We start from the raw sequence: 12,573 nt of genomic DNA, 5'->3' as shown, positions 1-12,573 counted from the left end.
CCTAAGCCTGTGTTCTGTCCGATCCAGGAAGTAACAAGCCGGGTTCGCTTTAATAAACTATACCGTATAGTTTGATAAAACACAGGTAGCCCGACGTGTCAAGAAAGCACGTTCACAACCTCGTGCTTGTCCAGCATGCATTCAAGCACCGCCTGGGCCGGAGCGCTCAAGAGCGTCGCTCGTTCGTCTATCGTCGCCGGATTCCGACCACGCACGCTCGACAGGAGTGCGGCCGATTCTCTGTTGTAGTAGCTTGATGTCGATGAAGTCGTCGGCCTGCCGGCGCAACTCGTCTGCGGCCATGGCCGGTTGACAGGCAATTGACGACACGACTGTCACGCGAACGCCGCGGCGCTGGATGGCTTCGACAAGCGATCGAAAGTCACCGTCACCGGAAAACAGGATCATCTCGTCAACGCAAGCCGCCAACTCCATAGCGTTGACCGTGAGCTCGATATGCATATTGGCTTTGGCCTTGCGTCGGCCGCTGGCATCGATGAACTCCTTGGTCGGCTTTGTGACTACCGTGTATCCGTTGTAGTCGAGCCAATCGATCAGAGGTCGAACCGACGAATACTCCTGATCCTCGATGATGGCCGAGTAGTAGAACGCGCGCAGCAGCGAGCCGCGGCTCCCGAATTCGGTGAGAAGCCGCCTGAAATCAACATCGAAACCGATCGTTTTGCTCGTCGCATGGAGATTTGGTCCGTCAATAAAAATGGCGATCCTGTTGCGACGAGATGACATTTGAGCTCAATGACGGGCAAATCTGCTTGAATGAAAACGTGCTTCGAATCGCAAGGGCCGCATCGGGCAATTCTGGCGCGAAAATCGCGCCAGAACCGGTTCCCGTAATCCGAGCGTTAACGATGCGCAGGGCCGCGGCGCTTCGGAGCGTGAGCGTAGGAGGCGTTCGCGTCGGCCAGAAGGGGATTGCGGTTGCAGCTCCCGCCGCGACCGGACATCATGGCGACACACTGCTCCATGGTGTCGAAGCCGCAAGAATTCATGCCCGACGAATGATCATATCGGCAGAATTCGTAGTCCTTTGCCGCGGCCGGCTCGGCGGTGATCAGGAGGGCTGAGCCGGCCATTGTGGCAACGGCGATGGCGCCGAAAGCGAAAATCTTCTTCATTTTGTTCTCCGTACTTTGCGTTTGGTGCTGAGACCGACGGAAAGCTATCGCGTCGGCAGATTCTGAAAAAGCGGACGGCGCGAAAAGGACTGTCGCGCAATTCGAGCCAATCGACCGAATGCTTCACGAGCGAGAACTCGGTCCGCAACAATGCTCTCGCGAGCTTTGCGTGAGTCTGTCACAGGATCGTCTCTTCGGAGGACGCAGAGAGCGTGGCGCGCATCCGGCGCACTTCCTCGACAATGAACTCCATGACCACGCGCGTGCGCGGCGCCAGGTGTCGTCGCGAGGAATAGACGAGGCTGAATGGCAGTCCCGGCGAGGGATAGTCGCTCAAGACGCGAACCAGATCGCCTTTGCGGAGGTCGTCGACCACCTGAACGAGCGGAAGAAAGGCGATGCCGTAGCCGGCGCGCGCAGCCAGATGCACTGCGCTGCCGTCGTTAGCGAGGATCCCGCCGGAGACCCGGACGTCTTGAGCGCCCTCCGGCCCGGCAAACTTCCACACATCGGAGTCGGATCCAACATCGTGCACAATGCAGCTGTGGTTTGCGAGCTCGGCCGGATTCGACGGTCGCCCGTGCCGTTCAATGTAGCCCGGCGCCGCGACGACCACCCGCGCGGCAACTCCGATGCGCCGAGCGATGACCGATGCATCCGTGATCTCGCCCACCCGCATGGCGAGATCGAGGCGGTCCTCGATCATGTCGCCAAAGGTGTCGCTCACCACCAGCTCGACCTTGAGCCCGGACCGGGTGGCAAGCAGAGCCGGCAGCCGCGGCGCCAGGAAATGACCCGCGGCCACCATGATGCCCACCCGCACCAGCCCGACCGGTGAGGCGCTCTGCTTTCCCAGGGCAGCCTCCATGTTCTCGACGCCGTCCAGGACGGGCCTGGCAAGGCCGAGCAGCATCTGCCCATCATCGGTCAGGCTGAGCTTGCGCGTCGTCCGATGCAGGAGACGCACGCCGAAGTGCTGCTCGAGGAAGGAAATCTGGCGCGCAACGGATGCCTTACTGACGTCCCGTTCGCGGGCAACAGCGGAAAACGAACCGGTCTCCGTCACGCGCACCAACGAAGACAAAGCGCTTACAATATCCATCGCAGTGTTCGCAGGATGAGGTCAGTCCGGCCCGAGTTCGTGTTGGCTAATCGCAAACCAGAAAGCGCCTCTGGCGCCTGTAGACGGAGTAGCAGCCGCTATCGGAGTTATCCCCGCGGCCATAGGTATAGCCAGTATAGGCTCCAGCCGCGTAGGCTCCGGCGGCATAGGCTGCGCGGTAACCGTATCGCGACCCGCCGTAGCGGTAACCGTAGCCTCCGGAGCGGCTGTGAATCACCGATGCGGAGCGAGCCGAACTCGCAACTGCCGGTGCGCCACGACCGCCGGCACGGACGCTGCCAAGCGCCCCGAGATCGCCGCGAGGAACAGCGCCGGCGCCCAGCCGAGGCGCCGGACCTCCGAAGCCGACATGGGGCGCGCCGGCAGATCCCATGGGAGGCGAACCTGCGAACGCCGGAGGACCGCCGGCTGGGATCGGAGGAGGCCCGCCGGCCGGAATTGGAGGAGGCGGAGGGAATTGCGCAAATACCGCAGTTGGCGCCGACGAAATCGCCGCGAGTATCACGCTGACGGACAGCGTCAGGATTGTTTTCCAGGACATCATAGTCTCCGTTCTAGATTTGCGTCTCGAGGACCGGCGCCGGCGCGTTCTGCGTGAAAGTCGAGTTCGACGAATGGGTATCGTGCGCCGGGACAACGCTCTCGGCCGTTGGCCCATCGCAGTGATCAGGGTGGATTCGGAACCACGCCACATAGAGCGCCGGCAGGAACAAGAGCGTCAGCAGCGTGCCGACGATAATGCCGCCCATCATCGCGTAAGCCATCGGACCCCAGAAAATCTCGCGCGCGATCGGAATCAGCGCGAGACTGGCTGCGGCCGCGGTCAGGAGGATCGGCCTCATGCGATGCTCGGTCGCTTCCACCACGGCGTCCCACGCTCGGCGCCCCTCCTTCCTCAGATCCTCGATCTGCACAATCAGGATCACCGAGTTTCGGACCAGGATGCCGATCAGCGCCAGCACGCCGAGAATGGCAACGAAGCCGAGAGGTGAGCCGCTCGGCAGCATGGCCATGACGACACCGATCACGGCGAGCGGCGCGACCGCAAACACCAGAAACAAGCGGTGGAAGCTCTGCAGCTGGATCATCAGGACGGTGGCCATGACGAAGAGCATGAGCGGAACGACGGCCACGATCGGCGCCTGGCTCTTGGCGCTCTCCTCGACCGAGCCTCCGATTGCCACCGAATATCCGGCCGGCAACTCTTTCTCGAACTCCGCCACCTTTGGCGCGAGCTGGTCTACGATCGTCTTCGGCTGGACGTCGTCGACGATGCCCACCTTCAGCGTGACCGTGGGAATCCGCGCGCGCCGCCAGATCGTCGGTTGCTCGATCTCGTAGCGCAGATTGGCCACCGCCCCGAGCGGCACCGATTGACCGCCGAGCCCGGTCAATTGCAGGTCCCGCAGCGTATCGATCGAGGCGCGCTCTGGCGCGGTAGCCCGTCCCGTGACATTCACGAGGTAGATGCTGTCGCGAATCTGGGTGACGGGCGTGCCCTCAAGCACGGAGTTCAAGGTTGTGGCGATGTCTTCCGACGTCACGCCGAGCTGACGCGCCTTGTCCTGGAGAACGTCGACTTTGACGACACGCGCAGGCTCCATCCAATCGAAAACAACGTTGCCGAGATCGGGGCTGCTCCGCACAATGCCGGCGAGCTTCTGCGCGAGATCCCTCACCTTTGCGATGTCGGGTCCGCTCACGCGGTATTGCACGGGACGTCCCACGGGCGGGCCGACCTCGAGCAGCTTGACGTAGGTGTCGGTCCCGGGAAACGTGCTCCTCAAATAGGTTTCGAACTGTGCCTTGACGCGGTCGCGGGCCTTGATACCACCCTTGGTCACGACCACCATTTGGCCGAGCCATGTATTCGCCGTCTGCACGTCGAATGACAGCACGAAACGCGGTGCGCCGATGCCGACATAGGTCGACCAATGTTCGACCGAACCATTGCCCTGCAATTGCTCGCGCTCGAAGCGCGCCATCTGCGCATTGGTGTCCGCAATCGAGGCGTTCTGCGGCAAATTCCAGTCGATCACCAGTTCGCTGCGGTCCGACGAGGGAAAGAACTGCTGCGGCACAAACTTCATACCGAACAGGGCGAGGAAGAAGGCCACAACAGTCACGCCGACAGTAATCCAGCGATGGTGCATGCAGACGAGTAGCAGGCGCGAGAACATCTGCGCCAGCCGGCCCTTCTGCTCATGATGGCCTTTCATTTTGGCCGGCAGGATGGTGACGCCGAGCAAGGGCGTGAACAGGACCGCGACGATCCACGACACGATTAAAGACACCGCAATCACCACGAACAGGGTGAAGGTGAACTCGCCGGCATTGCTGCTGTTCAGCCCGATCGGGATGAAGCCGGCGACGGTGACCAGCGTTCCCGTCAGCATGGGAAAGGCAGTCGACGTATAGACGTGGGTTGCCGCCTTCTCCAGGGGATCGCCGACCTCCAGCCTGGCCACCATCATTTCGACCGCAATCATGGCGTCATCGACCAGTAGGCCTAGCGCGATAATCAACGCGCCAAGCGAAATTCTCTGCAGGGAAATATCGGCATATGCCATCACGACAAAGGTGATGGCGAGCACCAGCGGAATCGCAATCGCAACGACAAGTCCTGCCCGCATCCCAAGGCTGAGGAAGCTGATGCCGAGAACGATGATCACCGCCTCAAATAGCGCTTCCGTGAAGCCCGACACCGCATGTTCGACCACCACCGGCTGATCCGCGACAAGATGCACTCCGACACCAATCGGCAGGTCGGCGATGACCTTTGACATCTCCTCCTTCAGCGCCTCGCCGAAGTGAAGGAGGTTTGCGCTGGACTTCATGCCGATGGCAAGCCCGATCGCGGGTTGGCCGTTGTACCTGAACAACGTCTTGGGCGGATCGGCATAGCCGCGCGTGATGGATGCGACGTCGGTCAGCGGAAAGAAGCGGTCGCTGATGCGCAGATTGACCGCCTTCAGGCTTGCCTCAGACGTGAATTGGCCGTTCACCCGCACGCTGATGCGCTCGGGACCCTCCTGAAATACCCCGGACGGCGCGACCGCGTTTTGTCCCTGCAGGGAGGCCATGATCGCGCGGACATCGAGGCCAAGGGCCGCGATCTTCCGGGTTGAGAATTCGAGATAGATCACTTCGTCCTGCGCGCCGAGAATGTCGACCTTACCCACATCCGGCACGGTCAATACCTTGGCGCGGATATCCTCGACCTGGTCGCGCAGCTGACGCTGGGTCAGGCCGTCGCTGGTGAAGGCGTAGACATTGCCGAAGACGTCGCCGAAGCGATCATTGAAGCCCGGCCCGATCACCCCTTGCGGGAACTCGCCTTTGATATCCGCGATCATGTTGCGAACCCGGAGCCAGGTCGGCTTGACGTCAGCCGCCTTTGTCGTGTCACGCAGATAGACGAATACGGTGGTCTGGCCGGCAACCGTCACGCTCTTGGTGTAGTCAAGCGATTCCAGCTCCTCGAGCTTCTTTTCGATCCTGTCAGTGACCTGGCGCGTCATTTCTTCGGGAGAAGCGCCCGGCCACTGGGCCTGGATCACCATGGTCTTGATGGTGAAATCAGGATCCTCCTGACGCCCGAGCTGAAGGTACGCCCAAAGACCTGCCGCCATGAAGGCGATCATGAAATACCAGACGAGCGAACGATGGCCGAGCGCCCAGTCGGAAAGGTTGAACGACTTCATGGCTTCTGATCCTGTTCGATACGGACTTGCTGTCCTTGCTTGAGGCTGTGGATTCCGGCAGTCACGACGCGCGCGCCGGGAGCGAGCCCACCAATCACGCGGTTTCCCGCCTGGTCCGTGGCAAGATCGATCTTGTGCAGCGACACCGTGTTCGCCGGCTGATCGACAACCCAGGCGAAATAGGCGCTGTCCCTGGCGAGCACCGCCGATGCGGGCAGGCGCAAGATCACGCTTTGCTCTTTGCCGAGCTTCGCCGTGACGGTTGCGCCGAGGCGAAAGCTTTCAGGTGGATTGTTCATTGCGATGCGGACCCGCCGCAGGCGCGTCACCGGATCGGCTTGCGGCGCGATCTCGCGAATCCTGCCTTCGACCTCAACCGCAGGGAGCAGCTGTAAGCCGACCGTAAATGGCAGACCAACTTCTAGCGGCACCGGGAAATCTTCCCCGATATCGACGACCGCCTCTCTAATGTCGGGCCTCGCGACCGTTACGACGCTTTGGCCCGGCGAGACCACCTGTCCGACCTCCGCCCCCACCGCAGTGACGACACCAGCGAAATCGGCCTTCAGCTGCGCATAGCCAAGTTGCTCGATGGCCTTGGTGAGGTTTGCCTGTGCATGCGCCACCGATGCGTCGGCACCTGCGCGCGCCTGCTCCGCATTGTCCAGCGTCTGCTTTGTCGTCGCGTCGCTCGTGATGAGAGTCCGCTGCCGTTCCTCCCTCGCCCTTGCGGTCGCCAGCTGCGCCTCGGCCTTTGCAAGCTCAGCCTTCGCCAAGCGCACGGCGAGTTCAAGAGCCGTCGCATCGATGGTGCCGATGGTTTGCCCTTCGCTAACGAAGTCCCCAACGTATGCGGGACGTGCAGTCAGACGTCCCAGCACGCGGAAGGCAAGATTGGTCTTGTACCGCGGCTCAACAACGCCCACCGCGACGGTGCCGTCCGAGCCGCTCGGCTCAAGCACCATCGACAGCACGGGCCGCACGGGCTCGGGCGCTTTCGCCTCCTGCTGACATCCAGCCAATGCCAATGCCGACGCAAACGTGCCGGCTGCCATCATGGCGCGCCTCTTCATGACCGGTCTCCCTCATACGTCACGGCCTGGCCAACGCTCAGCAGCTTGCCGCCATCAATCACGACGCGCTCGCCGGGCTTGAGACCCGCCTTGATCAGCACCTCGCGGGCTTCATAACCGCCGATTGTCACCGGCTTGAGAGCAGCCGCTTTGGTCGCCGGATCGACGGTCCAGACCGCGGGCTTCGACCCCGCCGCCATCAATGCACTCCAGGGCAATGCGATCTGCTGCTGGGCTTTCGCCTTGACGGTTCCTGCGACGGCGCTTCCAAGCGTCATCGCTACCGGCGGATCCTGGATCGCCACCTTGACGCGGATCGTCGAGCTCCTCGCATCAATCGCCGGCGAGACTTCCCTGACATACCCGTTCGCCGTCACACCTGCGTCGGAGACAAGCGCCAGCGATACGCGGCCGCCGTCGAGATCGCCAAAGAAGATGGATTCGTAGACGTCAAAGACGGCGTCCCGTTCCCCGTCCTGCGCCAGGGAGAAAACGGGTTGCGCGGCCTGCACCACCTGACCGACTTCCAGATTTCGCGCGGTGATGACGCCCGCCGCTTCGGCGCGCAACGCAGTATGGCCAAGGGCGTCCTTTGACGTTCCGAGCTGCGCTTTTGCCGCTTCAAGCACACCTTCCGTAGTTCGCAATCCTTCCTGCGCCTGATCGTAGACCGTCCTCGTGGTGAAACCGCTTGCGATCAGCGCCTTCTGCCGTTCGAAGGTTGCCTTGGCCACGCGTAGCTGAGATTCTGCGGCCAGCACTGCCGCGGTCGCGGCATCGACGTCGGCCTGCTGCTCCGCCGGATCGAGCAGAGCCAGGACTTCGCCAGCGTGAACGCGGGCGCCGACATCGACATAGCGCGCGAGCACACGTCCGCTGACGCGGAACGAGAGGTCGGCGCGGAAACGGGCCTGGACTTCACCGGTCAGGGTGATGGAGACTTGGCGGTCGCGCGGCTGCACGATTTCCGTGCGCACGATCGCAGCGCGCGCCGCCGGAGCAGCTGCGTGATCTGTGCAGCCGCTGATGGAGATCGCAACAAGCGCAGCCGCGAGCCCGACCAGGCTCTTCAACCTGCCGTTGGTTTGAACGGCGTCGGTGTGGTTCGAACGGTGGGGTTTCATAGAGAGTCCGTACGGTGGCAGGGTGACAACAACTCGCCCAACACATCGGGCGGCGCTTGGCGGACTGACCCCAATTCGCAGCGGTTCTCGCGAGGCAGTTCCGGATTCGATCGAGTTGCAACAGGGCGGCTGCTGTGATTTGAAGCGTCCGCTCCCGCACCAGTGGCCGAGGCATCAAAACCGACAGCTCCCGGTGGACGTGGCGGTCTCATCTGACGCATTGCCATCGTCCAGTTCGCCTGTTGCTCACGCTCCGTTAGCGGGAACGACAAAATGACAGACGTGAACTCCGTACCAAAGCCGCGTTCGATCCGACCGCTTAGATCCTTGGCAAGGTCATTGCTGATTCGAAGTCCGCGGTCCGAAGCGCTCCGTCCGCGCCGCGAACCGTTGTCCGCGACGACGCAATTCACCAGCGCCCCGGTGCGCGTCAGCTTGATCTTGATTTGTCCGTCTCGTGCGTCAAAGCAGGCATTCCTCGCAGCATTGGTGACGAGCTCATGAACGATCAGTCCAAGCCGCCGGCAGCGCTCCGGCCGAAGCGGGAGAGATTGAGTCGTGAATGCCAACCGAATATTCATTCGATCCAGGCAGGCGCGACGCATGGCGCAACCCATCATGCGGATGTATGTCGCGGCGTCGATCAGCGCCTTGCCCTTGGGCATTGCGAGCGCCTGCTGCACGTCGGCATGACCATTCAACAGTTCGACCACATCGCTTAAGGCGCGCTTGGCCTCCGCCCCCTCCACTCGGACGGCCGCGGCCGAGACCAGGTCGATTGCCGAGGCGAGCCCACTATTGATCCGGTGATTCAATTCGCGGAGCAGAATGCCCTGCTCCATCATTGGCGAATTCGAGCCGCACACAGTCACGACGATCTCCTCAGGTTGTGCCGGACGATTGGGAACGAGCCCGCACACGGCCGCAGGCCAGTCATCCGGAGAAGCTGTCGCAGGCTTGGTAATCAGAGCCGCCCGCGGCCAGAAATAAACTATACCGTATATTTTTGTTTTCTTGCATTTCTCGCCCGAGCGTGTCAAGTGGGAAATGGGCGCGCACAGACACGTGATTGGGAGATGACGATGGCAAAGAACAAAAGTCCGAAACGCGGCAGACCGCCCAAGGACCTTGCTGGCGACGTCCAGGCGCGGATTCTCGATGCAGCCCAGCAGCTCTTTCTCGAGAAAGGCTTTCGGAGCGCCAGTATCGACGATATCTCCGAGTTGGCTCCTGCCAGCAAGCCGACCATCTATGCCCACTTCCCCGGGAAGGAGGCGCTGTTCGTGGCTGTGGTGGCCAGGACCATCAACGGATTGACAGATTTCGAGGGGTTCACGCCGGCAGGCCGCACCATCCAGGAAAAGCTCGCCAATCTCGGCATCGAGATCGTCGAGAGATTCGTCGAGGACACGTTGGACCTCACGCGCGCAACGATCGCCGAGGCGCGGCGATTTCCCGAGTTGAGCCGAAATGTTCACGACGCGGCGCGCGACCGCGCGGCTGGGGCAGTTTCGCAGCTCTTGAACGAGGCAACGCAGAGGGTTGCACGCTCATCAAAAGGACCTTTCAGCGCAAAGCGGAGCGTTGCAACCGCGCAGATGTTCATGGATCTCATCCTGCTTCCGATGCTCATGAGATCTCTGATGGGTGAGGAACTGAAGGATCTCAGAAAAGAGCTGCCGACGTTCCTGCACGAACGGGTCAATTTCTTTCTTGCGGCTTGCGAGGCAGACTGGAGGCCGTGAATCAGCTGCAGAGCCCGCTCGCTATCTTTGCGCCACGGCTTTGGGACGCAAGTCGGCGGCCAGGTCAATCGACTGACCCCACGGAGCATGACGCAGGGCGCCTGCGCAGAAACCCATCATCTCGTCAAAAGTGGGCCGAGCGGTAGCTGCGTTGATCCGCGACGGGCTGAGATATCCGTCCATGGCTTCAAGCAGGCACCAGGTCATGGCCATTGGATTTCCCGGTCGCAGCTCGCCGCTCGCCTGTCCGGCAGCAATGATCGCGCGTACAAGCCCTCGGATCCGGTCTGTGTGCGACAGGGCGACCGGCCAGTTCTCGCGTACCGCCGCAACGACCAATTCATGTCGATTGCTGTCGTTCTCCAGCCGATGTTCGTGCAGCTGCGAGATTGCCCTCAACGCTGCCGTTAGACGCTCCAGAGCGGAGCCGCCGCGAACCGCCAGCGTTGCAGCCGCGGAGACTTGTTCGAACAGGTCCGCCACGGCTGCCTCGTCGATCGCCTGCTTTGAAGGGAAGAAGCGGTAGACGTTAGCGGGCGACATCGACGCTGCGCGAGCGATATCGGCGACGGTCGTCTTCTTGAAACCGATCTCGCGGTGCAATCGGATCGCTGCTTGTATGATCCGCCGACGAATGCACGACGATCTGGCTTGGCGTATCCGCTCCTGCATCGCTTGGGACCTCAGCGAGATGGGATCGAATGCAATTCGCGTCGGCAGGCTTCCCCGAAGCCACGCAAGGGATCCATTTCCTCCATGAACTCAGGCAGATCGACAAATTCGCGGTTTGGTGACAGGTAGGTTTCGATGATCAGGCGACCTGCCCGCTCCGCGGCTTGAACTACTTGATCGCTGGACAGAATCCTCATCCGCCCTATGAGCGCATACAGATTGACCAGTTGCGGAATCTCGGATTTGTCGTTGACGAGCGCGTCGGCGTAGAGTCGGGAGGCTTCCTCGATGAAGCTTCGATAGAGCCGCTCGCGCTTGGAAATTGACCGGGCGTAGTGGCGCTCGCGAAGCCTGCGGCGCCGAGTCACCCAGCCAGTCACGATCGTGGAGATCGCTCCGAAGGCCGAGCCCCCGAACGCGGCGAAAGCGGGAACATAAAATGTGTTCATGCGGATCATTCCTCATCTCTCGCGCCGCGGGAGCGGAGCGACCCTACGGTCCTGCCCGAAGTAGCGGCGGCAGCGTGCTCGAAGACAGCTCTGCAAGCATCGCTCAGGTCTGACTTTCTTTGCCTGAGACAGGCCTCCACATTCGTGGCGTCAGGGATGTAGCTAACGCACAGCCGGAAAGCGTCGGGCGCGCATGCGGCCCTCTGCTCGGGAGTGCCGCGGTTCTCCTGCGCAAAGGCAGCCCCATTGCCGAACAACACTGCCAGCATCACGACCGATGTGAACTTGAACATACAGAATCCTTTCTTCTGCTGAGGGAAACGCAGCGTCACGCTCCGATTCACCCGCCCTTCAAAAACAGTCTGAACACGCGCTTGTGAGTCTTCGCTATTGACACCCCCCGCAGTCCAGAGTGTATATGAACTATACGGTATAGTTTATTTCGGAGGCTGAAAATGTCAACGCTTTTGTGGTCGCTCGCAAAGGAAAATCCGTGGCCGGGGCTTGCGCTCGCGTCCCTGAACCTGGTCGTGGCTCTGTCTCTCGTGGGCCTGAGCTTGCTGCTGGGCGTTACGATTTCCTTGCTTGCCTGGCTGCACGCGCTCATCGATCGAGAGGCGGCACCGATCGGGCGGCGTGCCCCGCGGCGGAGGGCCACTCCATGACGTCAGCCCTTCTCCTCGCTCGCGATTGCATCATCCATTCGGTCAACGTCTGGCTTGCGCCACACCAAGCTCACGCACCTGCATCCGCGGCCGTTGGCCATCTGAAATCGAAACGGAAGCAATGCATGTCGTCCGCATCAGGCCGAACAGCCGGCGAGCGGTCCTGGATCGCGCCCAAGGGGCTTCAGCGCGGGAGCCGGGCGCTGTGAGCAGAAAATCCGTCTTGTCAATGCGTGCGCGTGACTCAGTCGATGCTCAAACTCCGGTACGCGATTACTTTCTTTGGGTCGGCGGAGCGTTGCTCGTGCTGCTCTTTGCTGCCGATTCGCTGCTGCCCACGCCCCTGCCAAGCAAGCTCATCGTTTCGCATTCTACGCTTCCGCCGATTCGGATCACCTCCGAGCTGAAGGGACCGGAAGCAGTTGTCATCGATACCAGCCAGCCCGGCTTCCTGCCTATTCTCCCGGACAAGGAGATTGCCGCAGCCCCCTCGCCGCCACTCAGCTCTGATGTCGCCGATGCTGTACAACAGCCGCCCGCGTCATTGTCCGAGCAAACCGATGCGAGTGACGAGAGCCCCGCGATCTCGACCCATGTCCGTGAAACGTTGGCGCAGTTAGCTTCGGGAGTTCCCGATCAGGCCGTCTCAAGCAGGAGGCGGGGCAGGTTCGCATCGAAGCCCCGACGCAATCTCGCTCAGGCCAGGTCCGAGAAGCGACGGCGATCTGCTCGGCAGCCCAGTTTCGGTACCCCTCTCGATTTCGACACTGCTCCCGAATGGTGCGGTTTACTGAGCCATGGCCAAGGTTCTTGTCGATACGCCGTCACGCACCCTCGCACACACACCAATAAGGCCACCGGTCAGTTTTGACCTTGAGCTAC

Annotated in this window: 11 protein-coding genes; 2 read left to right on the top strand and 9 right to left on the bottom strand. The window is 61.6% G+C overall.

Annotated elements, in window-relative coordinates; genetic code table 11:
* Positions 1–141: 141 nt before the first annotated feature.
* The 7 genes from JQ624_RS16095 to JQ624_RS16065 form a co-directional block, all read right to left on the bottom strand.
* Complete coding sequence (locus JQ624_RS16095) at positions 142–747, bottom strand: NYN domain-containing protein (protein WP_212419874.1); 606 nt, start codon at positions 745–747, stop codon at positions 142–144.
* Between the two features lie 116 nt (positions 748–863).
* Entirely contained in the window at positions 864–1,136 is a 273-nt protein-coding gene (locus JQ624_RS16090; RefSeq protein WP_249129841.1) for a DUF3551 domain-containing protein, read from the bottom strand.
* A gap of 178 nt (positions 1,137–1,314) precedes the next feature.
* Positions 1,315–2,238 carry a LysR family transcriptional regulator gene (locus JQ624_RS16085; protein WP_212419873.1) on the bottom strand — a complete coding sequence of 308 codons (924 nt, stop codon included), beginning with the start codon at positions 2,236–2,238 and terminating at the stop codon, positions 1,315–1,317.
* A gap of 575 nt (positions 2,239–2,813) precedes the next feature.
* Complete coding sequence (locus JQ624_RS16080; RefSeq protein WP_212419872.1) at positions 2,814–5,963, bottom strand: efflux RND transporter permease subunit; 3,150 nt, start codon at positions 5,961–5,963, stop codon at positions 2,814–2,816.
* The gene (locus JQ624_RS16075; RefSeq protein WP_212419871.1) at positions 5,960–7,036 is read right to left on the bottom strand and encodes an efflux RND transporter periplasmic adaptor subunit; all 1,077 of its coding nucleotides are present in this window, start codon (positions 7,034–7,036) and stop codon (positions 5,960–5,962) included. Before JQ624_RS16075 ends, JQ624_RS16080 begins: the two co-directional genes overlap by 4 nt.
* Positions 7,033–8,160 (bottom strand): efflux RND transporter periplasmic adaptor subunit, encoded by a 1,128-nt coding sequence (locus JQ624_RS16070; protein WP_212419870.1) that lies wholly within the window; start codon positions 8,158–8,160, stop codon positions 7,033–7,035. Before JQ624_RS16070 ends, JQ624_RS16075 begins: the two co-directional genes overlap by 4 nt.
* Positions 8,157–9,005 carry a sensor histidine kinase gene (locus JQ624_RS16065; protein ID WP_249129840.1) on the bottom strand — a complete coding sequence of 283 codons (849 nt, stop codon included), beginning with the start codon at positions 9,003–9,005 and terminating at the stop codon, positions 8,157–8,159. Before JQ624_RS16065 ends, JQ624_RS16070 begins: the two co-directional genes overlap by 4 nt.
* 237 nt (positions 9,006–9,242) lie before the next feature.
* Between JQ624_RS16065 and JQ624_RS16060 the strand changes: the two genes are divergently transcribed.
* Positions 9,243–9,905 carry a TetR/AcrR family transcriptional regulator gene (locus JQ624_RS16060; protein WP_212419869.1) on the top strand — a complete coding sequence of 221 codons (663 nt, stop codon included), beginning with the start codon at positions 9,243–9,245 and terminating at the stop codon, positions 9,903–9,905.
* Positions 9,906–9,926: 21 nt separating this feature from the next.
* On the opposite strand, the gene JQ624_RS16055 is transcribed toward JQ624_RS16060, so the two are convergent.
* Together JQ624_RS16055 and JQ624_RS16050 are read right to left on the bottom strand one after the other, a co-directional pair.
* A complete protein-coding gene (locus JQ624_RS16055) occupies positions 9,927–10,577 on the bottom strand; it encodes a TetR/AcrR family transcriptional regulator (protein ID WP_212419868.1) in 651 nt (216 codons plus the stop codon).
* 11 nt (positions 10,578–10,588) lie between these two features.
* Positions 10,589–11,026, bottom strand: a complete 438-nt coding sequence (locus tag JQ624_RS16050; RefSeq protein WP_212419867.1) for a hypothetical protein — start codon at positions 11,024–11,026, stop codon at positions 10,589–10,591.
* An 870-nt stretch (positions 11,027–11,896) separates the two neighbouring features.
* Between JQ624_RS16050 and JQ624_RS16045 the strand changes: the two genes are divergently transcribed.
* Complete coding sequence (locus JQ624_RS16045) at positions 11,897–12,562, top strand: hypothetical protein (protein WP_212419866.1); 666 nt, start codon at positions 11,897–11,899, stop codon at positions 12,560–12,562.
* Positions 12,563–12,573: the final 11 nt, after the last annotated feature.

This window comes from Bradyrhizobium sp. AUGA SZCCT0283, assembly GCF_018130385.1.
In the GTDB taxonomy this organism is placed as follows: domain Bacteria; phylum Pseudomonadota; class Alphaproteobacteria; order Rhizobiales; family Xanthobacteraceae; genus Bradyrhizobium.
Note: the sequence above shows the minus strand (reverse complement) of the source record. Positions and strands in the feature narration are given on the sequence as shown.